Here is a 24,992-nt window from a genome sequence, read left to right on the forward strand (position 1 = left end):
AACAGAAATCTTCGAATCCATAACGTGGAATTAACATTCGCTTAACTTTGGGCAAAATCAATTGCATGAGGCTTTCGCTACTAATCTCCTTTTCGCTATTTCCAATTTTCCTATTTGCGCAAAACATGGTTGTAAAACCATACCTGCAAAATGCTGAACCGAACTCAATCCATATCATGTGGGAATCCAGCACAAGTGGTACCAGTACAGTAGAATATGGGGTCTCAAATGCTTTAGGTAGCACCGCGACTGGCTCATCCATCACAGGATTTGGTCTATCAAAGATTCATGATGTGGAACTGACCGGTTTACAACCTGCGACCAAATACTATTACAAAACGGTTACTGGAAGTCTACAGAGCAGTGTTTATTTCTTTAAAACACCACCGCTAAAATCATCCGAAGCTTCATTCAATATTGTTGCAATGAGCGACATGCAACAGGATATTTCACATCCCTCAGTATTTGGTGATATTGTGAACGACAACCTGATTCCATACATCAACACTAAGTTCGGCAACGACCTTGCGGAGGACATTGGCTATTTCATGATTCCTGGCGACTTGGTTGATTTTGGGCCGTTGTATCAGACTTGGGCATCCACATTTTTTCAGCCAGCTGAAAACTTATTGAGCTATGTCCCGCTCTACCCTGTTCCTGGCAATCACGAATCGAATACACCCACTTTCTTCAAGTATTTCAACCTGCCGATGAACGGCACCATGTCCAATGATTATCCTGAACATTGGTGGTACAAGGATTATTCAAATGTTCGGTTGATCGGCTTAGAATCGAACTCGGGATACCGAGTACAAGAGCAACTCGATTGGCTAGAGACCGTGCTGGACGATGCAGCTACCGACAGCGATATTGACTTTGTGTTTGCACAGATCCATCACCCGTTCAAATCGGAACTTTGGATAGATGGAGAACTGGATTATACAGGAGATGTGATTACCCTTTTACAGGATTTCAGTAGTAACACCGGGAAACCCACCACTCATTTTTTCGGTCACACGCATGGTTATTCACGTGGACAGAGCAAAGATCACAACCATTTAATGGTAAACGTTGCCACTGCTGGTGGCGCCATCGATAATTGGGGTGAATTTGCACAATTCGATTATCCTGAATTTTCGCGCAGCGATGATGATTTCGGCTATATACTTGTAGAAGTGGAAGCTGGCGCAGACCCACAATTCCTTCTTACCCGACTGAGCCATGGCAGCTACGAAGATGGCTTGGTGACCAACGTGCTTAAAGACAGCGTTCGAATCAAATTCAACAATCCTTCGCCCGATAAACCAACGGGCATTTTTCCTGGTGATCAAGATGTGTTGGCGCCCGATTGCATTATTTTTCTCGGAAGCGAATTCGTTGACCCAGATGGCGACCTACACGGGGCAACGCAATGGCGTATTGCTACCGATGCGGCCTTTTCAAATATCATTTACGATGAATGGTATCAGCACGAAAACTGGTACTATGATGTGGACCTGATGGCGGGCAACAACATGGTTGACCAAGAGGTGAATGTGCTGGAAGAGAATAGCACCTATTATTGGCAAGTGCGCTACCGTGATAGAAGTCTAGCATGGAGCGAATGGTCGGACGCCAACATGTTTCAGACCACCAATTCGAGCCTCACTCCTAACCTATTGGTGAATGGCGATGCGGAGGATGGCCTGACAAGTTGGGTGGAAGATCAAGGAGCGTTTGAATCAATTAACAGCAGCGAATGCGGGGGCGTTGATGCTTACGCAGGATTGAAATTGTTTGCGGTCGGTGGCGTTTGCGATGCCAATGCTTATGGCGAGGGGCATCAATATGTGGATATTTCGGCTTATGCCACCGACATCGATGGCGGCAATGTGCTGGTAAATTTCGGAGGCTACCTGAGAGACTACAATGGTACCGATAGACCAGAGTTCAAATTGGAATGCTATGGTGCATCTGCCAACTTGCTTGCCACCTCTGCAACCACAGGGCATCAGAACGCCACTTGGACCCTTAAAATCGAATCGATCACGGTACCAGTAGGAACACGCTTTGTGAAATTCATCCTAATGGGAACCCGTAATGGATTGGGTACGGACAACGACAGCTACTTTGATGAACTCTTTGTAAAACTAAACCTGAATCCGGGTGCCTGTGCCGAGTACGTTCCTGTGGGCATTTCAGAGCACGTTTACAACTGGGGCGTTTCGGTCTATCCGAATCCGTTCTCAGAAGAAGCTACTATCGAAGTGCTTAAGCCGAGTAGAAATGCCAATTATCAGTTGGAAGTTTATGACCGTGCAGGACGTATGGTTTACAGCACCAATTCAAATACTGGCAAATTCAAAGTCTCTGCAAGTAGATTAGCAAGTGGATTCTATCTCTATCGTGTTACAGATGGTACGTGGCAATCATCCGGTATATTGGTGGTGAATTAACCCGAAATTGGGTTATTCCTCCGTCATTTTCGGATTGTACTTCGCTGGATACTTAGCCGTGACCTTTGAATAGAAATCTTCGATGTATTTAAAATCAGCAGCTTCATCATCTGTTGGATAGAACAGCTCCCCCATGCCAACTTCGTGCTTGGCGAAATCCATGTAAGCAAGAATGATGGGAACACCTGCTGTTTTTGCAATATAATAGAATCCTGTTTTCCATCTCGGTTTCCAAGCGCGCGTGCCTTCTGGTGCAATCACTAGAAACAATTCATCTCGGTCTTTAAAAAAATCTGCGGCCTGATCTACCATATTCTTACTCTTCGATCGGTCGATGGGAATTCCACCCATTGATTTGAAAATGAAGCCCATCGGACCATCGAACAATTCTTTTTTAGCAATGAAACTTGCCGATTTGTTCTCAGCATACCAAGCACCAGTTCCTACAGGAAAGTCTTCGTTTGCCGTGTGAGGAGCAGCCGCAATGACTGCTTTCTTCAATCCTACTGGAATTCTCGACACGACTTTCCAACCACCTATTCTGTACCAAAGCAGGTTTGCCAACCAATAAAAGAATCGTCCCATGGCGAAATGTTGATTTTGGCCAAAGGTAAGCAGCATCTGGTTCATCATGATATTCGCTTGATTCCAGCACAAACGATATGTTAATTTTGCCATATGGCACAAGGCGTTATTGGCATAGCTTATCCACGGGCAGCACTCATCGGAAATCCTTCTGATGGTTTTGGAGGAATGACAATCGCATTCGTTTTCAGCGACTTTCGCGCGCAGGTGCAGATGGATGAGCACGACCATATTGAGGTCGCCCCTGGGTTGGTGGATCACCTGAAATGGAAAAACCTCGACTCATTCCGTTCTACGGTCAGTACCATGGGTTACTACGGTGGTCTTCGCTTGCTTAAAGCCACCTTACTGGTATTTATGAAGCACTGCGAAAAGGAGAATATTCACCTGCACGATAGAGGCTTCAAACTCAGTTATACTACTAACATTCCCGTATTGCTGGGACTTTCAGGTTCAAGTGCCATCATTTCTGCTTGCCTCAGAGCTTTAGGAAGTTGGTACGGAGTGAAAATGCAGCCATGGCTTTTGGCCAATTTGGCTTGGCAGGTTGAAACGGAAGAACTAGGAATTCCTGCAGGATTGCAAGACCGTGTGGCGCAGGCATACAATTATCCGGTCTTCATGGATTTTGATGCCGGACATTTCAATGCCAATCCTTACGGGAAATACGAGAAACTGAAACGGCCATTGACAAAGGTTTACATCGCTTATTCCAACACCTTGGCCGAAGGTTCTGAAAAAACGCACAGCAACCTCCGCGAGCGATTCAACAATGGCGATACGCAGATGTTGGAAGCAGTAGAAGCTTGGAAAAACCTGACCTTAGAGTTTAAGCAGGCTTTGGAAGCAGATGATCTTGCAACGATGAACCGATGCATCAACGCCAACTTCGACATAAGGAATAACCTAACGCATTTGCAGGCAAAACAAGTTGATCTGGTCATGCTTGCAAGACAAAGCGGAGCTAGTGCGAAATTCTGCGGTTCGGGTGGTGCCATCATCGGAATGTATACCGATCAGGCCATGCTTGAACGATTAAAAGCAGACTTCAGTGAGAATGGCGTGAACATACTTCTCCCCGAAATCGTTTACGAAGAATGAAAGTGAGAAAGGCGGTGATTCCTGCTGCAGGATTCGGTACACGAATGCTTCCCATTACTTCAATCGTTCCAAAAGAATTGTTGCCAGTTTGCGGCAGACCGGTGATTGAGCATGTGGTACATGAAGCAGCAAAAGCAGGAATTGAAGAAGTGATACTCGTAATAAGCGAAGGCAAAGAAGCTGTGGTCGATTACTTCCGTCCGAATAAAAAGTTGGAAGCTCAACTCTTGAAGCAAGGCAAACACAAGGAATTGCATGAGCTGGAGCGCATTTGGAACATGGTGAAGATCACCACGGTTTATCAAAACGAGCAGTTGGGATTAGGACATGCTGTTCTGTGTGCAAAAGATGCAGTTGGAAACGAACCTTTTGCCGTGCTACTAGGTGATAGCATCATTCATACAGATGACTGCACTTCGTTTACATCAAAGCTTTTGGATGCATTCAACACTTACGAACGTTCTGTTGTCGGTGTTCAGCAAGTGGAAGAATGCCTCATTCATCGTTATGGCATCTTTGAAGGTGGCGAATTTGAGGATGGCATTTTCCATGGCAGAAAACTGATGGAAAAACCCGACCAAAGTCAAACAGATTCGAACTTGGCCTTCTGTGCGCGATACATATTCACGCCACGCATCTTCCAATATTTGGAACAAACTCAAGCGGGAATCAATAATGAAATTCAATTGACCGATGCCATGCAGCAACTGTTAGTTTCAGATGGCTTGAATGGTGTAGAATTGAAAGGTGATCGATTTGATGTTGGTGATCCGAAAGGATTGTTGCTTGCCAATCTTTCTTTGACCGAATTCGATTGTGACTAACTTAGCATCGTGATTTTGCGACCAACATACGGTTTTGTAAGAGGCTTTGCTGCTACTTTACTCTTGTTCGGATACTTCTTGAATGTCGTTTCGTTTGAGAGTTTCCATCAAGCAGTTCATCATCACGACCATTCGGAATTACATACAGCAGCTGCTGAAGCAGACGCTTGCCACAGAGCCATCTATCATGGCGAAGTAGCAGCCGATTGCCATCATAAAAGCCACATAACTCAGGATGAAACGGAATGTGATCTCTGTAAGGTCACTGTTTCCAGATTTCACTTCAATCCACCGCTTGTAAAGGCTTTAGAGAAGCCTACTCAAATTGCATTCAATAAGCCCGCCAGCATAAAGGTTTTTGGTTACAATCATTCGCTGGCCTATGCACCTCGCGGCCCGCCCGCACGTTCATGATCATTTCAAGTTTCTGTAGCTAATTCAGGCTACATTTTGCCGATTGCCAAAAGGTTTTCGGATTCAACTTTTTATTCAAAATCATGAAGAACACAAAAAACATATTGTGGGCCTTGCCCCTATTTTCCATTCTATTATTCACCGCTTGTGAGAAGGAAGATCCAGTAATTCCAAACGAAGAGGAACTGATCACCACACTTATTTACACGCTTACTCCCGAAGGAGGTGGTACTGCTGTTGAATTCAGGTTTACCGACCTAGACGGTGATGGTGGTGATGCACCCGTTATCGTAAACGGAACGCTGAACGCAAACACTACCTACTATGGCGTTGTCACGCTACTGAATGAGGCAGAGACACCTGCCGAAAATATCACAGAAGAAGTGGAAGAGGAAGCGGAGGACCACCAGTTCTTCTATCAGTTCTCCTCTTTCTTTCTAACGGGTGGATTTGATTATGCTGACTCCGATGCCAATGGGAATCCGATCGGTTTGATCACAACGTTTCAAACACCTGACAGCCAGTCTGGGCTCAACCTCACAATTACCCTTAGGCACCAACCAGATAAGGATGCCGCTGGAGTTGATCTCGGACTTATTGAAAATGCTGGTGGCGAAACGGATATTGAAGTCACATTCAATGTAGTGGTTCAGTAAATTCCTGACCTCCGTTCGGTTTAAACCGAACGGAGGTCATTTCTTCCAATGAAACACTTTACGTTTTTCCTTTTCTTGTTTTTCCTTCTTCCCTTTTGGGTAAATGCTCAGAAATGCTCGCTTTCCATCTCTGGGAAACTGGTGGATGAAAGCACAGGCATTCCGATGGCTTATGGAACCATTTACGTGGAAGAAATACAGTCTGGAGTGGCATCAGACAGCACAGGAACGTTTAAGTTGAGTAATCTGTGCAAAGGCGATTATCACCTACGTTTCAACCATATCGGTTGCGAAACGCATACAGTTTACGTCTCTCTTTCTAAAGACACGGTCGTTCAAATAAGCATGCACCACCATAGCGAATTGGTGGATGAAGTAATGGTGCATGACCACCGATCGCAGAACGAAACGGCCGCCAGTTCAACCATCGACCAGAACACCATTAAGGAAGAAGCCAACAAGGATTTTTCTCAAATGCTGGAGCAAATGACGGGAGTGAGTAGCATCAAAACAGGTTCGGGCGTATCAAAACCTGTGGTCCACGGACTCTCGGGAAATCGCGTAGCCATTTTGAACAATGGAATTGCGCAAAGTGGTCAACAATGGGGAAATGATCATGCACCTGAAATTGATCCCTACGTGGCCGAACACATTTCTGTGGTAAAAGGCGCCTCTGCCCTTGCCTATCCTGGCGGTTCGTTGGGTGGTGTGATATTGGTGGAACCAGACGCCATTGGCAACGACCCACATTTGCATGGCGATGTGAATTACATTTTTCAGAGCAATGGTTTGGGACATACGCTCAACGCCCGTTTGCAGAAGCACAGCAAATGGGCTGCTTGGCGCGTTTCAGCTACAACCAAGGTCATTGGTGACAGAAAAGCACCGGACTATTACTTGACCAATACAGGAAAAAGGGAATACAACGTGGCTGCGCAACTTGAAAAGCGCTTTAGTCCGAAGTGGGAAATGAAGCTGTACTATAGCCTTTTCAACACTGAAATTGCTATTCTGCGAGGTTCCAATATTGGCAACCTAAGCGACCTTGAAGAAGCCATTGGAAAGGACGTTCCTTTCTTTACAAAAGATCATTTCTCGTACGCCATCAGCGAACCTCGGCAAACCGTTCAGCATCACTTACTGAAGCTGGAAAGTCAGCATATTTTCAACGAACATCAAAGTCTCAGCCTTACCTATGGCGGACAGGTGAATAATCGGAAAGAGTTTGACGTGCGAAGAGCAGACCGCAGCACACTTCCTGCGCTCAGCCTGTTGCAATGGGATCAATACCTCGAAGGTGTTTACAAGCACTTCTTCGATCACGGAAGACAATTGAAAACAGGCGTTCAACTTAGGATGACTGATAATACCAACAGCTCTGAAACTGGAATACTTCCACTAATTCCAGATTATCGAGCGTATAAAACTGGCGTCTTTGCCATATTTCAAGAAGAAAAAAGACGGATGCTGTATGAAGTTGGTGCCCGCTACGACCTGAACCATCTGCAAGTAGTGGCCATCTCCACTTCCCTTCCAAGAGAGATTGAGCGGCACTATCACACATTCAACAATTACAGTTTGGCGGCAGGAGTCCGATACAGGATTCTTCCGCAGGTAAAATTGAATCTAAACCTTGGGCACGTGCTCCGATCGCCAGAAGTGAATGAGCTTTATAGCGCAGGCTTGCATCAAGGCGTTAGCGGAATTGAGGAAGGAAACAGAAATCTCAAGAACGAACGTTCTACGAAAGCCGTGCTTTCTGCCGATTGGAATTTGAAGAAAAAACTGTTCGTGCAAGTGCTCGGATACTTTCAGTACATCAGCAATTTCATCTACCTACAGCCAGAAGATGAATTCAGATTGACCATCCGCGGAGCGTTTCCATTGTTCACCTATCAGCAAACAGATGCAACGATTGCTGGACTGGATGCCTTGGTTTCTTATGAGCCCATCGAAAGCATCCGACTTGTGGCGAAATATTCGTTTTTACAGGGCGATGATGTGCGAAATAAAAAGCCTTTGGTCTATATGCCGTCAAATAACCTATTCGGCTCCCTGTCCTACTCGTTCAAAGACGGGGAAACGATGAAAAATCCTTCCATCAGCATCAATGGCCGATACATTTTTAAGCAAACGCACCTGAATACCGATCAGGATTTCATGGCTGTTCCGAACGGATATTTTCTGCTGGGCGCCAACATTGGCACCACTTTTAAATTGAAGAAAGCGAAACTGCGTTGTTCTATTTCGGGCGAAAACCTGTTGAATACCGCCTATCGCGATTACATGAACAGACAGCGCTATTTTGCAGATGAAACGGGGTGGAATGTGAATCTACAGCTGAACTGCTCGTTCTGATCTGAACTATACCACGAAATACATCTCCATTTCTCCCTTGCCTTTTGCTTTTATTTTCCCACGGCTTTCAAAGGTGAATTGAGCATCATCTTTCAGTAACTGGTAAGTGGTTTCCGAAACGTTCACCTTCCCCACTTCACCACTGCTTTCCATTCTGGCTGCCACATTCACCGCATCGCCCCAAATATCGTACTGGAACTTTTTCTGGCCTACAATACCAGCCACAACCGTTCCCGTGTGAATGCCCACGCGCATCTGGAAAAATTGCTCGCCTTTGGCTTTTTTCTCCGCTTCGCGATCAAGCATGAATTTCTGAATCTTGATGGCAGCACTAACTGCATCCTGTGCATGCGTTTCTTTCGGACTAGGAACGCCACTTGCCGCCATGTACGCATCGCCAATGGTCTTGATCTTTTCTATTCCGAATTCGCCCATCACTCGATCGAAATAACTGAAGCACTGGTGTATTTCGTTCACAAGTTCTTCAGGACTCATTAATTCTGAAAGTGAGGTGAAACCGCTGAAATCGGTGAAAAGCACCGTCACATTATCAAGCCTTTTTGCCTTAGCCGTTCCGTATGTTTTTAACTCTTCCGCAATCTTCGCTGGAAGGATATTCAGTAACAGGTGATCGGACTTTCTCTTTCCGCGGTAAATGACAACTGCCAACGCTCCCATCATCAACAGCACAAATCCGATGGAAGCCAAACCGATACGTTGGTTCTGGATATGTTTTTCTTGAATGATCTGCGTTTTTACAAACTTGAGACTATCGGCCAATTGTTGTCGTTCAAACACAAAATTCATCTCCAATCGGGTCAATTCCTTCGTCCTTGCATGACCGTAAATAGAATCGCGTGCTTTGATGGACATTCGGTAATAATCCAGCGCCTTGTCTGGTTTATTCAAGCCATCAAATATTTCGGAAAGACAGAGACAGCTTTCTTGAATACCGTAATTATTCCCTTCTTCTAAGGAAAGCGAATAGGCCCGATCGCACCACTCCAACGCCTTTTCAGGCTCATTCATTTTCAGGTAGAGATTGCCAATGGGCATGGAAGCTTTTATCACGTTCATCCGTGTGCCTTTTTGAACGCTGAGGCGATAACCTTCCTTATAAGATGCAAGTGCTTCTTCAATCTTGCCTTGGCCCTCGCTGCAATCGCCAATGTGCCGTAACGAAACGGCTATCCACGAGGTGTCTTTCACTGCTTTCCAAATACTCATACTCATTGTATGATATTGTAAGCCAAGGTCAAAATCGCCTTGATCGGCATAGAGCGTTCCTAAATTGTTGTAGAGTACGCCTAATGCAACGGAATCGCCCAAATGCTCGCGGATTGAAAGGCTCTTGTTGTAATATTTGATGGCAATCGAGTAATCTGTTTGAGCATGATGCACAGAGGCAATGTAATTGTAGCTATCTGCCATGCCAGCAGAATCGGACATTGCTTCCTGAATAAGCATGCCTTCATGAAAAAATTCAAGCGCATCCGAATATCTCCCCTGGTACATTCGAGTGACTCCTAATTCGCTTAATGAATTTGCAATTAGCGGTCGGTTACCAGAAAGCTTACTCAAATGAAGTGCATTCGAAAGCGATTCGAAGGAGACATCATATCCTCCAGCTTTTCGCTGACTTTTCCCATCTGCAAGTAGCGTTTTGATCTCGGAAATATTGACGGACAGCTCTTCATCCACATGTTGCTGAGCAGAAACCAAACCTGGCTGCGCGAACAATAACCAGCAGCAACTGACCAAGAAGACCAGATGATGCGAACTCAAAGTAAGTTTATTCAACAGTGCTTTGATCATGAGCTTAGCGGACAGTAAATGTAGCCCGAAATGAGAAAGATTCTCATGAACGATCTGGCTTACCTCCTATCTTAAATCGCTAAATAATCACCGAATTTGCCGATAGCAAGTGTTAATTTAACAATCAAATAGGGGCATTGAACGAATTTATTTTATAAACAATGACTACATTTCAAAACCAATAAAAACCAATGAAAAAGACTCTCCTTTCCTTTCTAATGGTGGCGACTGCCATAAGCTTAAACCTTAGCGTTACTGCACAGACCATATTCCCTGTAAAGGACAGCCCTAGGAATATGACGCCCGAATATGCTTTGGAGCAAACCAAGACCTACTTACCTACCTGCGGATTCAGTAGCGCCTATATCCAAACCAGTGACCTGCAGGAGCTGATGAAGGTGAAAAACTGCGTGGGAATTCGGTTTTACGTTTCAATGGAAAATCCGAAACAACGATTTGCAGCGGTGATAGCAGTTGCCATCAAATCGAACGGACAGGAAATCGGTGACTTCTTGGAAAGAAAATACCACTTGGCAAGACCCTTGGATGACCATTATCCTGATGAATTTGTGAAGATGAATCTGAGTTCAGCCAAAAAATGCGTCTACTACTTGAGAGATGGCGTAGCAGGCCTTACACCGTATGCTGCATATCTTGGAGTAGAAAGCATCAATGCACTTTTAAACACTCCGGGAGCTACGGGTATTCGAATCTATTCGTCCGGATACGACACGCTTAGAACCATGGCCTTTGGAGCCGTTAAATATGAAAACAAAGAGGTTAAGGACGTGGGAGGTAATTACCTGCAAAGTTCGTTGCCATGCCCTGTTGATTGCGGAGGAGATCCTTACATCCTTTGGAATCGTTAAACCACTTTTTCGAATACTAACCCAATCAATCCAAGTAATGAAAACACTACGCAACTTCGGCATACTCATGTTGGCAAGTGTGTCTATTTCCATCGGAATTGCACAAGCACAAACTCCGATGTACTCTTCGCCAGAACCAACGGAGCAAAGCCCAATACAGGTAAAAAAATCGGATGCCATCAGCGAGGCCACATCAGTAAGCAAAACCTGCGGATACAACCAAGCCTATATTTCAATCAAAGACCTGGAAGCACTGCTTTCTCCCAGTAGCTGCGTAGGTATTCGAATCTACAATGCAAAAGAAAGTTCAGACCAGCAGAATTCTGACATCATCGCTGTGGCCGTAGACCAGAATGGGAAAGAGATAGGTTCAACATCTAAATATTTGAACGCAAAATCGTACGATGAGAATCAAAGCTGTCCATCAAGGCGAATCGGAAAAAGCAAAGCAGTGGGTTGCGTCAAGAACATTACCAACTCAAGCCTCAATTACCAAAAAGTATTCTTCAGCAAAGCCGTTCTCAAAGAGCGAATATCTGTTAGCGGAATGACCGGTATCATGGTTATCCCCGGAGAGCTTTCTGGAGGCAGCACAATGATGATCTGTGCCGCTGCGCTTGATGGTGGTAAACTAACTGCGTTGGAAGCCAATTTTCTAAAAAGCCAACTGCCATGTCCTACGGATTGTGGTGATTCTGGAAATTACTTGGTTGAACCAAAGTAGCGCTTCAAGTAATTCTCTAAACATTTCATACACTTGTTCGGTTAAGCAGTGCTGATTGCACTAGCAAAGATTCATCTATGTACGTAAAACGGAATTACAGCTTCTCAATGACCTTCAGGTGGTCAAAGTGGCCATTCATTGTAGGTTTCTTTTATGCTTTGGCGCTATGTACTGCCCATGCCATATTCGACATTCATTTTGCATTGCCATGGCAGCCGATAAGTGTTATCGGTATTGCGGTGGCGTTCTATCTTGGCTTTAAAAACAATAGCTCCTACGACCGAACCTGGGAGGCACGCAAAATTTGGGGTGGAATTGTAAACGATAGCCGATCTTTTGGTGCACAGGTGGTTTCCTTTGTGCAAGGAGAGAATGCTGACGCGATCAAGAAGGAATTGATCTATCGTCACGTTGCTTGGCTCACTGCCCTTCGTTATCAATTACGATTGAGCCGAGAATGGGAACATACCGAAGATCGGATACAAGGAAAATTTGCACCCAACATTTGCGAAGAATACATAGAAAATCTTGATGGAGAATTACTCAAGTTTCTTCCGCCATCTGAGGTTGAGCAGTACAAAGGCAAGGCAAACACTGCCACGCAGATATTGGTCACGCAATCGAAGCGTTTGCAAGACTTGAAGGACCAATGTCTGTATGAAGATTTCCGACACATGGAACTGGTACATCTGATCTCAAACTTCTACGATGGACAAGGCAAGTCGGAACGGATCAAGAACTTTCCGTTCCCCCGTCAGTATGCTTCTACTGCCCTTTGGCTCACCTTCGTATTCTGTGGATTGCTCCCTTTCGGAATTATGGATGTTTTCCACGATATGAGTGGTGCGGCATTCTGGGTGTGCCCGTTCATTGTAGGATTGGTCACTTGGATTTTCTTCCTGATGGAAAAGATCGGAGATTATTCTGAAAACCCGTTCGAAGGAACCTACAACGATGTGCCGATCACGACCATTTCGCGTGGTATTGAGATTGATATGCGCGAAATGATCAACGATACGGACATTCCCGGACCGATCCCTTCAGAGAATGGATTTTCGCTTTAAGAAGCTCGTTAATCGAGAATCTGCACACTTGTCATTCGGAGGCTCCCTCATTTGTCATTCCGCGGAACGAGGAATCTTATTGCTCGATTAAAAGAAATGCTTCAGTTCCTTCGGTAAAACTTAGGACAAGCAGCATGACAGACGAGATTGCTTGTACGTTTCAAGAATCGTAAATCTTTCAATCTAATCTTCAAGTACCTTCGTCAGAACACAATCTGAAGCCTTTGGAGGTTATTGAATACCTACCCCTTTTCATCTTCCTAGCCTTACTAGCCGAAATTCTTGGCACAGTTGGCGGTTTCGGTTCGTCCTTGTTTTTCGTGCCTATTGCCAGCTACTTTCTCGATTTCCATTCCGTACTCGGTATTACGGCCATATTCCATGTGTCCAGCAACATCACCAAAATTGCCTTCTTTAGAAAAGGATTTGACAAGAAAGTGATACTCTCACTTGGCATTCCGGCAGTACTGTTCGTGATTATCGGTGCTTATATCAGCAAGTTTTTGGCATCCGAAATCCTTGAAATAGCACTGGCAGTATTTCTTATAGGAACCAGCCTTACATTTCTCATATTCAAAAAGTTAGAGGTAAAACCAACGGTAGCCAACTCCATTGGTGGCGGTGTGCTTTCGGGGCTTGTTGCTGGCGTGCTCGGCACTGGTGGCGCCATCCGTGGAATAACCCTTGCAGCCTTTAATATGAAGACAGAGGTTTTCATTGCCACATCTGCCATCATCGACCTTGGCATTGATGCCAGCCGAAGTGTGGTTTACACGCTCAACGGCTACGTGCATTTTCACGACCTCTACCTCATCCCCATCCTGCTGGTGGTGAGTATTCTTGGAACGTACATCGGCAAGAAGATTCTGGAACGTATTTCTCAGGAGCAATTCAAATCAACCGTTCTTATTCTGATTCTCATCACCGGGGTCATCACTCTTGGGAAGGTTATTTATGACTTTGTGTAAGCATTAAGACCCTTCCAGTGTAATTCTGTCATGAGCGCTATAGCCCCTTGGATTGGCGAAGAACGATTATCGATTAACGAATTGCGATTGTCACCGTTAAAGATCATCACTCCATTGGTAATCAGTATGCTTGAACTTGCTGAATGCATAAATCGTCAATCACAGTTCGTTATTCGCTAATCAGATCTAGCATCACCCTGAACTTGTTTACTCCCATAGGTCGTGAGTTCGCAAGCTCGGTTCAGGTTCTAAACAGATGCTGAATCAAGTTCAGCATGACCTAGACTGTTCACATAAACGCAGGGCAATCAACCGCACTTCCCTTTCGCTTGTAGGTACCGTTTTTCGTTTTTCCCGAATTCCTTTTTCCCTTTCCGCAGGCAGGATTCTTGAATAGCGTGATCTTCACACTGGCGTAGATGTTTCCAGAATTCACGTTCATCGGAACGAAGAATGGCAGGATATTATCCGAACCGATGGTGACGCTGTAGAATCGGAATGCTAGTCCGAGCTGTGGCGAACGGTAATCGTAGAGCGAAATCGGCAACGAAGCTTCGAACCATTTTGACTCGAATCGTGGGGTAATGCCAATCACGCTTCGTCTGATTCCAGTGGTTGTGGTATTCAGTTTGAAGCCTTGGACCCACGTGGCATTGATATAGAATTTCTTCCCAAGATTGTAATCGAACTGAACGGAAACCGCACTTGGCAAGGCTGCACCATAACGCGTTCCCGTTCGCATGCTTCCAGCATCTGAAGCAAACTGCGATGCAATCAAAGCATCAATATCACCGATGCCATTCACCTCTGCGTTCGGGTAATCGGTCCATGTTGTGCTCGCATTCTGTAAGGTGCGGATGAGCGAATTCTTATTGAAACTGATGCCGCCCAGATCGAGAACAGACACTCCTATCTTGTACCTGTAATCGATGGTTCCACAGTTTGATTGTGCCGTGTGTGGCGCGTAATCGCCTACTTCTTCCAACATGCGTTTGTAGGTCACCCCTAGGTCGACCGAAAACCCATGTCCGTTTGCAAAGCCAGGTTCGGTAATGGCATACTGACCATTGAGGTTGCTGATGTTCCAATCCTGATCGTTGACCACTGTATGGTCCAATTCATCCAAATACATGCTCATGTGGCCAATTCCCATCAGGTAGTTGGCCGTTCCGCCCACATTTATCATGTCCTTGCCTTGCTGATAGATGATGCGGCCATAACTCGCACCGATCTCCGCCCAAGCCGTGGCAAAGGCACCCATCTTTTGCTGCGAATACGTAATGCCCTGCTGCGGATTGTAATCCAAGCCTTCGTACACGTACACTGCCGATGGCTCTAAGAAATCCTCGAACGAAACGAAGGTGCGTGCGGCAGTATGGAATCCGAAAGCATTCTTGCCTTGACTCAAGGTGAAACCAGGTCCATCCACACGCGCGTTGACCACGCCATGCTTCTCCTTTCCGTTCATCCTATAAAGTGGCGTTGGGTAATTATTCTGCGGAACATTCTTCCAGAAATAGAAATTGTCTTTACTCAGATAGACGAAGTTGTTCCAAGCAAAGACATCTACCCCTACGAGATTGATATCTAACCACGCCTTGCTATCCACCATACTCGATGGATTGAGCGGCATTCCCGTGGTTCCTGCATAATTACTGTTGGCCAGCCCTAAGCGCTCTTGGGCCGAAGCAGTTGTTGCACCTAAGACGCAAGCAACTTGAAGGAGGTTCTTGGCATTCATGGTTCGGTGTTTTTGGTTGATACAAGAACCTCAGATGCGCATTAAAAAGTATTACAGAATTGCGATTTGATTTAATGATGTAGCATGTTTGCAACATATCTTCAACTTTTGAAGAACACACGATGATTTTCAGGCGGACGCATTACTTCGTGTATTTCCTGCTTTCCATGGCTTTATGGACGGCTTGGAGCGTGGTGATGCTTTATCAACCTGAGATTTCCACTACGGAGAGTTATTCCAGAGGAATTGCCCGAATAGCGGCACTGCTCATTCCCTCTGCCCTGTTCCTTTGGTTCAATCCTGAGTTCCGAAAGGAAGGGAATCTGATTCGCTCCATCCTTGTTGGCGGATTGCTTGCCTTGGCGCTCTATCTCGTTCATCGCTTCACTCACATGATTCCAGTTGAAGCAAGGCTACCAACGGCTGCTGCCATTTGGCTCAATTGGGTCATCGGTTCTCCCTTTGCCGAAGAAGTGTTCTTTCGTGGAATTGTGCTGAGGCAGGAACTCAAAACGAGATCAGCATGGTTGTCCATTCCGATCTCGGCCACTTGCTTCATGCTGTTTCATTTACCTTCGTGGATCATCGTTCAGCAGCAGCCAATGCTGGAACTGGCAATTAATAGTCTCAGCATATTTGTCTACGGCCTTGTGTTCGGAGTAATCTATTGGCTTGCCCGTTCCATTTGGACCACCTTCATTCCGCATAGCGCCAATAACCTGATTGCACTACTGATCAATCCGCTTTGATGGATGCTGCGCGACTGTGGGATAAGCACACTTTACACACATTTACACTCGCTTTTCACTGTTTTACATAGAAGATGCTGTGGTCGGGTTTTGGATGCTGAGTTTTGTTCCAGCTGATGGACGAGCTGTATCGTCAGAGCACCAAACAATCGCATGATGAAAAAAGAAAAGACCCTATTGCCCATGCTGGTGGCATGCTTCGTTGCCTTCACTTCCTGTGGTCAGAATGAAGCTACAAGTACACAAGTGGTTGAAGTATCAACAGAAGAAGCCGCAACAAACAATGATGCTTATGCTGAACCACACCAATATGGTGGATGGTACTGTCCAGACAATCTGAGGAACTTCCCTCCTATGGACATACAGGATCTTGATAAGATCAAGGTAGTGGCAGACCGTTTACCAACTTTCGAAGAAACACGTAATGGCACATCGCTCATGTACTTCGATACGGCCAAAATACCCAATGCCCGACCATTGCTGATCTCGCTTCCGAGAGTGGCCAGGATCTACTCCGAGCACAGTGGCTTCAACGAACTGATCATCGTGATACAGGCAGTGATAGCTGGCACCGATACCGTAGTAGGTTTTCGCTATCCGAATGGCGGAAACGGTTCTGCGTGGTACGGACAGCTCAGTTTTCTTTCGGAAGAAGAAGTATCCAATTTGGGACCAGCACCCATGATCCATTTGGAGTCGAAAATAAATGCTTCGAAGGAAAAAGTATGGGAAGCATTTATCCGCACATCCTACGCCAAAGAACTGGCCGAACGTTTTGATGAACATGCCTTTTTCGAATCTGCTTGGACACCCGATTCGCAGCTTCATCTGAGCTTAGAGTCGGACAGCCTGCGCGCCAAAGGCATCATTACCAGTTTGTGGGGAATGCTTTACCTACAGATTGATTACGATCGTATGGGTTTTCACTACAGCGAAAAAATGACGCTGATGGAGAACGAGGACCGTCAATCATCGTTGCATTTTGTAGCTGGTCCTTATCCAAAAAAAACGGAACTCCAGAAAGTAGCCTGGGAGATCTGGATTGATGATGTGAAGAAAGTAAGCGAAGGATTAGGAGTTAGGTTTTAGGGCTTAGGTATTAGCGATGGCCATACGCACGTCATTGCGAGGAAGTATGACGAAGCAATCCCCTTCTGACACCACCAGACTCTCTACGCGCGTCATTGCGAGGAAGAATGACGAAGCAATCTGATTCTTAGACCACCGGATTCTCTATGAGATTGCTTCGTGCCTCGCAATGACGGATGCTTATGATGGATGATCTACGGGCGTCATTGCGAGGAAGAATGACGAAGCAATCTCCTTATGACACCACCAGACTATCCATTTGTCACCCTGACGGAGGAAGGCTCTCGTTTCATTCTCATAACGAAAAAAAACACCCTATCCCTAGATGGCGGGATAGGGTGCAAAGCTAGCGACAGCCCCTTCTATACCACTACTGATTTAGAAGTGCCGCAGCTCATTATCATCAGGTCACGGTCATGATCACCACATCAGAGTAGCCACCATAACCTTTGGTGCCTTTTGCGCGCACGCGCACTTCGTATTGCGAAAGTGGTTTCAGATTCTTGATCTCGATGTTGGCAGGCTTGGTAGCTATGGTGACCCAAGGCCGTTCTTCCACGATGTCAGAACCCGTTCCCGTACCAGTGTCTTCGCCACCAGGAATGGGAGGAACGGGAGGCACAGGTATAGGCACAGGTATAGGCACAGGCGAGGTTTTAAGTTGTTCTATCAAACGCACATCCACTTCATAAAAACCAACATTTTTTACGCGTTTCCATCTCAACTTAAGCGCAGCCGAAATTTCCGTATTCAATCTCCTTACAGCTTCTATCTTAGGCATATCGCCAGCACTGGCCCGTGCTTTCGTATGCCTGAATCCTGAACTAAGAATGATGTCCGTGTCGCCATCGGCCACATCGGTCACATAATTCCGAAACTTTCGCACCATGTCATCCACTATGCGCTCTTTGGTGCGCATCAAGGCAATCTGCGACCTACCTCCATTTTGGGCATTATCTACAGCTATTTGCTGCTCATTGATGGCCAAGAGAAAATCGGCATACGGAATGGGTGGATCGCCAAATAGGGCTAGATTAGACATCTTTGAATGGATGTCGCGCTCCTCTGGAGCTTTATCCTCAATCGTACGATTGAAGTTGAACACTGCTTTGTAATAGCTCATCGCATTTACGGGTTGTGCAGTGGTAGAAAGGGGCACCCCAAAGATAACATGTATTTTTTCTTACATGATACCTTGCTGAGTGATTTTTTTTTCTAAAAATGTAAAATAATTTCATTTTTAAGTTCAAAATAGCCCCAATATTTTTTCAATGAATTTTCAATTTTTCGGCAAAAATCCCGTCTAAACCTTGTTTTTAGCGGCCGCGCCAAGGGCTGAAAACGCCCAAAAACGGCAATTTTTTGCGCTGCTAAAGAGCCATTTTTCGCGCTAACACCACTATTTTCAAGCCTTCTTTTTCGGTAGATTAACATGTCCAGCCATTTTTCATGCTTGCTTTTTCGGTAGATTAACATGTCCAGCCATTTTTCATGCATTCTTTTTCGGTGGATTAACATGTCCAGCCATTTTTTAAGCTTGCTTTTTCGGTAGATTAACATGTCCAGCCATTTTTTAAGCTTGCTTTTTCGGTAGATTAACATGCCCAGCCATTTTTTAAGCTTGCTTTTTGGCTGCGTAGCCTTAGGCAAGGCCTTGCTCCCTAGGCTTCGACTGCGCTCAGCCTACCCCCGTACCCTGAGCGAAGTCGAAGGAGCGTACCCTGAGCGAAGTCGAAGGGAACGGAAGAACAGAGACCCCTCCTGACCTCCCCCAAGGGGAGGGAATTAGGGAACAGAAGAACAGATGAACAGAAAAACAGAGGAACAGAAGAACAGAAGAACAGAAGAACAGAAGAACGGAAGAACGGAAGAACAGAGTAATTGAAAAAGTGCTAATACCTAACTCCTAATACCTAACTCCTAGCACCTAACTCCTAATACCTCTAACCTCTAACCTCTAACCTCTAACCTCTAAGCTCTAAGCTCAATCAGCCCTTTGCGCCAACTTCGCGTCTTTGCGGTTAAGGAAAAGAGACCCCTCCTGACCTCCCCCAAGGGGAGGGAATTCGGGAAAGGAAGAACAGAAAACGCCTTTGCGCCCTTCGCGCTAACTCTGCGTCTTTGCGGTTAAGGGAACGGAAGAACAGAGGAATTGAAAAAGTGCTAATCGCTAACTCCTAATACCTAATACCTAAAACCTAGCAAGAAACTCTTGCATAAATGGATGAAGGGTGTTAAGTTAGCATTGTGAAAGCAATGGCCAAAAAGCAAAAACGACCCGTGAGGGCCGCTTCGAATGTTTTCACAACGGAATAATCCTTTAGTAAGATGAATGGAAACGTATTGGAAAAAGAAACCCCGAGTTGCCCCAGGGTAAAAGTATTCACTACGGAATAATCCTTATTGTGATTTGCTAATGCCAAATGTAACAGATTTAAAACAAACAAGACATGAAAAATATTCTTGGATTTGATATTGGCACCAACTCAATCGGTTGGGCTCTGATAAATTATGATTTCGATGTCCAGCAAGGTGAGATAGTTGATGTGGGGAGTAGAATTATTCCGACAGATACCACATTATTGGGTGCTTTCGAGACCGGCCAATCAGCATCAAAGAATGAAAACAGAAGGATGGCGCGGGGTGCAAGACGGTTGCGCCAACGCTACAAACTAAGGAGGTCAAGGCTTGTGGATGTGATGAAACTACTAGGCTGGCTGCCCCATAGCTATGTGGTTGGCAATGGTATTCCTGTTTCAAATGAGCGACTGGAACAATTGAGAATCTATTTTGGGGTTAGCGGAGAAGAAGGGACTGACATACCGCATGATTGGCTGGTCTATTTTCTGAAAGAGAGAGGGTTAATGGAAATGCTTGCCCCTGCTGAGCTTGCACGAGTGCTATATCATTTCAATCAACGAAGAGGATTCAAAAGCAACAGAAAGACTGATGCTGTGAACCCAATGGAAGATGAAGCGGATATTCCTAACCGTACAAGGGAAAAAACTGTTGAGCGAGTTTCCATTAAAGATGTGGTCGAAGGTGATAGACAAAAAGGCAAGACCATTTACAACGTGCTCTTAAGTGATGGACGTGAGGGTACTATCCTGAGAGCCACACGCCCTGATTGGATAGGACAGGAATTGGAACTTGAGATCACCCGTATAGTCAATAAGGCAAAAGAGACCCGCTATGAATTCAGGCAACTTGCGAATAATGACAAGGATAAGTGGGCCAAGCAAAAACTTGCACGAGAATTGGCCATAGCCAATTTTAAAAGGGATGTAATGCCCAAAGGACATGTCAGCTCATATTACCTCTATGAGCTGAAAAAGGACCCGACATTCATCATTAAAGATGTGCCTATTGATAGAGCCCACTATGAAAATGAGATACGGGCAATTCTGCATAAGCAGGTGGAACTGTATGAGAAGGCAGGCAATCCGCTGATGACCACAGATACGCTGAGCAAGATCGCAACCGAACTTTATCCTGGAGAAAATCCGACAAGGAGGGATGAGCTCCAAAAGAAAGACCTTGTGTATATTCTACTGGATGACATCATCTATTATCAACGTCCGTTGAGGTCGCAGAAAGGCAGCATTGCTGTCTGTCGCTATGCCAAGAAGAATTTCCGTTACAGGGATGATAAGGGATTGACACATCAGGCCTACTTTAAGTCAGCACCGATAAGTAGCCCCATATTTCAAGAATTCAGAATATGGCAAACGATCAACAATCTACGGATTGTGGAGCGGGAGTATCGCGACCCTAAAGGAAGACTGAAAACTGACCGAGACATCAGCCATGATGCATTCACCACCGAAGCGAAAGAGAAACTATTCGACCTATTCAACGGAAAGGAGAAGGTAAATCAGAAACAGATACTCGATACTGTGAGCAAGGCAACCGGAAAAAAATATCCGGTCGATCAATATCTGGTCAGTAATTTCAGAAGCAGAGAAGACAGTGAAATGCCAGGCAACGAAACGAAAGTTGTCATCACCCGCGCATTGAAGCGCGTTGAATTAGATGATAAAACCATAGATGCCATCCTAGCGGATAAGGACAAGTATGATCGTCTGTGGCACATTCTCTATTCCCTTGAAGACCCGAAACATGTTTCCAAAGCCTTGGTCACGCAAGTGGGCATAGATACGGACAAAGCAGAGAAACTGTCCCGTACAAAGGCATTCAAGAGTGGTTATGGCTCTCTAAGCAGCAAGGCCATGAAACAACTACTTCCGCTGATGAAATGCGGTAAGTATTGGAAATGGGAAGCTATAGATAAGGCAAGCAGAAGTCGATTGGAGAAGATTTTCACTGGTGAGTTCGATGAAGGAATAAGCGACCATGTTCGAGAACTATTCTCTGCATCAAACATTTCAGACAAGAATGCATGTCAGGGTTTTGCTGTCTCCATGGCCGCCTATTCCGTATTCGGTATTCACAGCGAAAAAGAACGCGGGGTTTACGACCGTCCAGAAGACATCCAAAGAATGAAACCATTCGAACTTCGCAACCCTATCGTTGAACAAGTTGTCAATGAGACCCTGATGATCGTCAGGGATGTTTGGAAAAAGCATGGCGTACGCCCGTTTCAGATACATCTTGAGCTGTCTCGCGACCTGAAGAAGAATGCGAAAGAGCGTGAAGCCATATCGAAGCGTATCAGTGAAGATGAAAAGACCAACAGACGCATTGCAGCCATTCTCAATGAACTGCGTCTCGGAAATCCTCAGAGCATCAGCGATATTGAACGCATGAAACTGACGGAGCGGCAATCAGTCGAACAGGCTGAACAAAAGTCAAAGGACAAATATTTTGAGGCCATCAAATTCAAAAAGCCAGCCGAACCTACCAAAGCTGAGATAGAAAAATATAAGCTGTGGGCATCCCAGAATTTCCGTTCACCGTACAGTGGTAAAACGATCTCATTGAGCGGGCTTTTCAATAAACGAGAGTATGACATAGACCACATTATTCCAAAGTCGCGTTGGTTCGATGACTCACTGGACAATAAGGTCGTGGTTGAAACCTCTCTCAATAAGGAGAAAGGACAGATGACCGCCATGGAATACATGCTTTCCAATAAGAACCTGACGGGGAAAAGGATGAGGACAAAAGATTACGAGGATTATGTCAGCAGATACTTCAGTGGAAAGAAAAAACGGCTGCTACTAAGTGAAGACGTGCCTGACAGCATGATAAACCGTCAACAGTCTGATACCCGATACATCGGGAAAAAACTCAATGAGCTACTTGCAGGTATTCCGGAATACCAGACAAAACCTATCGTTCAGACCAACGGATCCATCACCAGTGAACTCAGACATAAATGGGGATTGGATGATATGTTCAAACAATTACTGCTTGAGCGGTATGAGCGTTTGGAAAGAAACATGAACCCTGCTTTGGAGCGTGGAGAAGATGGTTTTGAGAATTATTGGGATTATGAAGATCAGTTAGGCAATGACAACAAACCAACAGGCAAGAAGATATTGAAGCTGAAGGACTGGAGCAAGCGAATCGACCATAGACATCATGCCTTGGATGCTATCACCATTGCCTGTACCACTGACACACACATCAAATATCTGAATGACCTGAATGCTGCACACTACAGACCCCGTAAAGATGAGGACGGCAATATTGTCACATACAGGAAACTGCTCATCGAGAAAGAAGGTGATGACGCTGCAAACCGAAAGTTCCGATTGCCATGGACAGGATTCACCGACAGTGCCAAGGATGCGCTTTCCAGTATCGTCATTTCCTACAAGCCGTCACTTAAAAATGACCGTTTCCTAGTTGGAAGAATACGGAACCGCATTACCAAGTTTGTCAAAGAGAACGGGACATGGAAAAAGAAAACGGTAAAGGCCGAGGGGAATCATGCTGAAGCGTTTTCGTCTTATGTGCGAGTGCCTTTGGGAGCTGGGGCCAACTATGGTACTATTGGCATTAAACAGTATGACAAGAATGTTTCCATAAAGAAGGCTCTTCAAAATCCCGAACTCATAGCCAAACCCGCTATAAGGGAAAAGATTGTTCAAATACTGAAACAATATAGTGACAATCATAAACAGGCAGAACAGTTTCTACTAGAATATCCTTTGACCGATCACCATGGCAATCCCATGTCCATCGATCTACTGCAAAAGACTATTAGAACGGTTGACATACATGAAGCATTGCGCAACGTTTCTTTTATAACCGATACAACCATCAAAAAACAAATGCAACGGGCCCTATCTGTGTCAAGCGGAAACAGAAAAGACGCTGCCGCCTATCTTTCCGAGAATCCGTTCCTTAATTCTGCTGGGGAACCCGTGTCGGAAGTAGAGATCTCTTTACCTTATAAAACACCATTGTCAGCCAATAGGGTGGACATAGACACTAAGTGCAATCATCAATGGATCGAGAACAACGTGGTCAGTGGAAGTGTAAAGAAGGCACTGATAATGCATTTGAATACGTATTCAAGAATTGATGAAAATGGCAAGGAATTGAAAGGTGCTGAAGTTGCTTTCGATGCCGAAGGAATTGAGACATTGAACAGAAATCGAAAAGTTCCGATTCGAAAAGTAAGGGTTAAGGAAGCGATTGGTAAGAAGTATATGCTCGGAGACCTGCTAGTTCAAGCAGCCAAGGGAAGCAATCTTTTCTTCGTGGTCTATGTGAACAACGAAACGGGTAAGCATCTGATAACCGAGAACTCCTCTGTTCCCTTACACCAAGTTGTCGAAGCTCGAAAAGCCAACAGTAGTTTTGTTGAGGAAAAGGAAGGCTATAGCTGGTTCACACTATCACCCGGTGATCTTGTCTACGTTCCTGAGCCTGATGAAGAAGTAAAGACCACTGATTGGATCAAAGATAAAAACCGAATAAGCAGTAGGATATACATGGTCAAAAGCTTTACCAAGGGAGAATGTCATTTCGCACCGCAACATGTGGCTAAAGCTATTGTACCTTCAGACAGAAAGAACAAAGGAGAGATAGGATGGTACGACAAGTCCGAGTACAGCGTTGATGGAATTGCAATTAAGTCTGTTTGCATCAAGTTGAACCACGACCGTTTGGGGAATGTGAAACCAGCATAAAGATTTGAACAGCGATGATCAAACGTACCGTAGCCATCAGTTCCCCTGCCAAACTTTCTCTCAGACAGAAGCAATTGCTGATGTCCAAGTTGGATGCGCTTGGACAAAAGGTGGAAAAGACCGTGCCGATAGAAGACATCGGGGCAGTGATATTGGAAGACCCGCAGATCACCATCACCCACGGGCTGATTGCTGCGCTACTCGCCAATAATGCCGCCCTGGTAACCTGCGATGAAAAATACCACCCCACAGGCTTGATGCTCAACCTCTGTGGCAATACCACACAGGCCGAAAGCTTCCGCCATCAGGTGGAGGCCAGCCAGCCACTGAAGAAACAACTGTGGCAGCAGGTGGTAGAAACCAAGATTCAGAATCAGGCCATTGTCCTCTCCTCTTTCGGTGGCAAAGTGGAACTGCTAAAGAACACGGCCAAGAATGTAAAGAGTGGCGATACGGACAACCGCGAAGGGGTGGCAGCAGCCTATTACTGGCCACGT

General features: G+C 45.3%; 19 protein-coding genes. 14 read left to right on the top strand and 5 right to left on the bottom strand.

Annotated elements, in window-relative coordinates; genetic code table 11:
• Positions 1–65: 65 nt before the first annotated feature.
• Positions 66–2,435 carry a metallophosphoesterase gene (locus K9J17_14595; GenBank protein ID MCF8277959.1) on the top strand — a complete coding sequence of 790 codons (2,370 nt, stop codon included), beginning with the start codon at positions 66–68 and terminating at the stop codon, positions 2,433–2,435.
• Positions 2,436–2,447: 12 nt separating this feature from the next.
• Here the strand turns inward: K9J17_14595 and K9J17_14600 are convergent, their stop codons facing one another.
• Positions 2,448–3,020 (bottom strand): 1-acyl-sn-glycerol-3-phosphate acyltransferase, encoded by a 573-nt coding sequence (locus K9J17_14600; GenBank protein MCF8277960.1) that lies wholly within the window; start codon positions 3,018–3,020, stop codon positions 2,448–2,450.
• Positions 3,021–3,113: 93 nt separating this feature from the next.
• Between K9J17_14600 and K9J17_14605 the strand changes: the two genes are divergently transcribed.
• The 5 genes from K9J17_14605 to K9J17_14625 all read left to right on the top strand — a co-directional run bounded on the left by K9J17_14605 (position 3,114) and on the right by K9J17_14625 (position 8,373).
• Entirely contained in the window at positions 3,114–4,121 is a 1,008-nt protein-coding gene (locus tag K9J17_14605) for a hypothetical protein (protein MCF8277961.1), read from the top strand.
• Complete coding sequence (locus K9J17_14610) at positions 4,118–4,945, top strand: UTP--glucose-1-phosphate uridylyltransferase (GenBank protein ID MCF8277962.1); 828 nt, start codon at positions 4,118–4,120, stop codon at positions 4,943–4,945. The genes K9J17_14605 and K9J17_14610 overlap by 4 nt, the downstream gene beginning before the upstream one ends.
• A gap of 9 nt (positions 4,946–4,954) precedes the next feature.
• Positions 4,955–5,359 (top strand): hypothetical protein, encoded by a 405-nt coding sequence (locus K9J17_14615; GenBank protein MCF8277963.1) that lies wholly within the window; start codon positions 4,955–4,957, stop codon positions 5,357–5,359.
• A gap of 83 nt (positions 5,360–5,442) precedes the next feature.
• Entirely contained in the window at positions 5,443–6,015 is a 573-nt protein-coding gene (locus tag K9J17_14620) for a type 1 periplasmic binding fold superfamily protein (protein MCF8277964.1), read from the top strand.
• Between the two features lie 48 nt (positions 6,016–6,063).
• Positions 6,064–8,373 carry a TonB-dependent receptor gene (locus tag K9J17_14625; protein ID MCF8277965.1) on the top strand — a complete coding sequence of 770 codons (2,310 nt, stop codon included), beginning with the start codon at positions 6,064–6,066 and terminating at the stop codon, positions 8,371–8,373.
• Between the two features lie 6 nt (positions 8,374–8,379).
• On the opposite strand, the gene K9J17_14630 is transcribed toward K9J17_14625, so the two are convergent.
• On the bottom strand, positions 8,380–10,188 hold the full coding sequence (locus K9J17_14630) for a tetratricopeptide repeat protein (protein ID MCF8277966.1): 1,809 nt from the start codon (positions 10,186–10,188) through the stop codon (positions 8,380–8,382).
• A 191-nt stretch (positions 10,189–10,379) separates the two neighbouring features.
• On the opposite strand from K9J17_14630, the gene K9J17_14635 reads away from it, so the two are divergent.
• The 4 genes from K9J17_14635 (at position 10,380) to K9J17_14650 (ending at position 13,813) form a co-directional block, all read left to right on the top strand.
• Positions 10,380–11,057, top strand: coding sequence for a hypothetical protein (locus tag K9J17_14635; protein MCF8277967.1), 678 nt, complete (start codon positions 10,380–10,382; stop codon positions 11,055–11,057).
• 37 nt (positions 11,058–11,094) lie between these two features.
• Positions 11,095–11,781 carry a hypothetical protein gene (locus K9J17_14640; GenBank protein ID MCF8277968.1) on the top strand — a complete coding sequence of 229 codons (687 nt, stop codon included), beginning with the start codon at positions 11,095–11,097 and terminating at the stop codon, positions 11,779–11,781.
• Between the two features lie 107 nt (positions 11,782–11,888).
• On the top strand, positions 11,889–12,845 hold the full coding sequence (locus tag K9J17_14645; protein MCF8277969.1) for a multidrug transporter: 957 nt from the start codon (positions 11,889–11,891) through the stop codon (positions 12,843–12,845).
• A 233-nt stretch (positions 12,846–13,078) separates the two neighbouring features.
• Positions 13,079–13,813 carry a sulfite exporter TauE/SafE family protein gene (locus tag K9J17_14650; protein ID MCF8277970.1) on the top strand — a complete coding sequence of 245 codons (735 nt, stop codon included), beginning with the start codon at positions 13,079–13,081 and terminating at the stop codon, positions 13,811–13,813.
• Between the two features lie 289 nt (positions 13,814–14,102).
• Here K9J17_14650 and K9J17_14655 read toward each other — a convergent pair whose 3' ends face one another.
• Entirely contained in the window at positions 14,103–15,554 is a 1,452-nt protein-coding gene (locus tag K9J17_14655) for a DUF5723 family protein (protein ID MCF8277971.1), read from the bottom strand.
• Positions 15,555–15,676: 122 nt separating this feature from the next.
• On the opposite strand from K9J17_14655, the gene K9J17_14660 reads away from it, so the two are divergent.
• On the top strand, positions 15,677–16,303 hold the full coding sequence (locus tag K9J17_14660; GenBank protein MCF8277972.1) for a CPBP family intramembrane metalloprotease: 627 nt from the start codon (positions 15,677–15,679) through the stop codon (positions 16,301–16,303).
• Between the two features lie 156 nt (positions 16,304–16,459).
• Positions 16,460–17,392, top strand: coding sequence for a hypothetical protein (locus K9J17_14665; GenBank protein MCF8277973.1), 933 nt, complete (start codon positions 16,460–16,462; stop codon positions 17,390–17,392).
• 403 nt (positions 17,393–17,795) lie between these two features.
• Here the strand turns inward: K9J17_14665 and K9J17_14670 are convergent, their stop codons facing one another.
• Positions 17,796–18,515: a fibronectin type III domain-containing protein gene (locus K9J17_14670; protein ID MCF8277974.1), complete on the bottom strand. Its 720-nt coding sequence runs from the start codon at positions 18,513–18,515 to the stop codon at positions 17,796–17,798.
• A gap of 92 nt (positions 18,516–18,607) precedes the next feature.
• Positions 18,608–19,042: a hypothetical protein gene (locus K9J17_14675; GenBank protein MCF8277975.1), complete on the bottom strand. Its 435-nt coding sequence runs from the start codon at positions 19,040–19,042 to the stop codon at positions 18,608–18,610.
• 800 nt (positions 19,043–19,842) lie between these two features.
• Between K9J17_14675 and K9J17_14680 the strand changes: the two genes are divergently transcribed.
• Both K9J17_14680 and cas1 read left to right on the top strand, forming a co-directional pair.
• Complete coding sequence (locus K9J17_14680; GenBank protein MCF8277976.1) at positions 19,843–24,495, top strand: hypothetical protein; 4,653 nt, start codon at positions 19,843–19,845, stop codon at positions 24,493–24,495.
• A gap of 14 nt (positions 24,496–24,509) precedes the next feature.
• On the top strand, positions 24,510–24,992 hold a 483-nt coding region (gene cas1 / locus K9J17_14685), incomplete at its 3' end, for a type II CRISPR-associated endonuclease Cas1 (GenBank protein ID MCF8277977.1).

The sequence above is a fragment of the Flavobacteriales bacterium genome, assembly GCA_021739695.1.
Classification (GTDB): domain Bacteria; phylum Bacteroidota; class Bacteroidia; order UBA10329; family UBA10329; genus UBA10329.

Bases quoted from the DNA above. Each gene is read 5' to 3' on its own strand.
- K9J17_14595 (MCF8277959.1), top strand. From the start codon at position 66: ATGAGGCTTTCGCTACTAATCTCCTTTTCGCTATTTCCAATTTTCCTA.
- K9J17_14600 (MCF8277960.1), bottom strand. From the start codon at position 3,020: ATGGGACGATTCTTTTATTGGTTGGCAAACCTGCTTTGGTACAGAATA.
- K9J17_14605 (MCF8277961.1), top strand. From the start codon at position 3,114: ATGGCACAAGGCGTTATTGGCATAGCTTATCCACGGGCAGCACTCATC.
- K9J17_14610 (MCF8277962.1), top strand. From the start codon at position 4,118: ATGAAAGTGAGAAAGGCGGTGATTCCTGCTGCAGGATTCGGTACACGA.
- K9J17_14620 (MCF8277964.1), top strand. From the start codon at position 5,443: ATGAAGAACACAAAAAACATATTGTGGGCCTTGCCCCTATTTTCCATT.
- K9J17_14625 (MCF8277965.1), top strand. From the start codon at position 6,064: ATGAAACACTTTACGTTTTTCCTTTTCTTGTTTTTCCTTCTTCCCTTT.
- K9J17_14630 (MCF8277966.1), bottom strand. From the start codon at position 10,188: ATGATCAAAGCACTGTTGAATAAACTTACTTTGAGTTCGCATCATCTG.
- K9J17_14635 (MCF8277967.1), top strand. From the start codon at position 10,380: ATGAAAAAGACTCTCCTTTCCTTTCTAATGGTGGCGACTGCCATAAGC.
- K9J17_14640 (MCF8277968.1), top strand. From the start codon at position 11,095: ATGAAAACACTACGCAACTTCGGCATACTCATGTTGGCAAGTGTGTCT.
- K9J17_14645 (MCF8277969.1), top strand. From the start codon at position 11,889: ATGACCTTCAGGTGGTCAAAGTGGCCATTCATTGTAGGTTTCTTTTAT.
- K9J17_14655 (MCF8277971.1), bottom strand. From the start codon at position 15,554: ATGAATGCCAAGAACCTCCTTCAAGTTGCTTGCGTCTTAGGTGCAACA.
- K9J17_14660 (MCF8277972.1), top strand. From the start codon at position 15,677: ATGATTTTCAGGCGGACGCATTACTTCGTGTATTTCCTGCTTTCCATG.
- K9J17_14665 (MCF8277973.1), top strand. From the start codon at position 16,460: ATGAAAAAAGAAAAGACCCTATTGCCCATGCTGGTGGCATGCTTCGTT.
- K9J17_14670 (MCF8277974.1), bottom strand. From the start codon at position 18,515: ATGAGCTATTACAAAGCAGTGTTCAACTTCAATCGTACGATTGAGGAT.
- K9J17_14680 (MCF8277976.1), top strand. From the start codon at position 19,843: ATGAAAAATATTCTTGGATTTGATATTGGCACCAACTCAATCGGTTGG.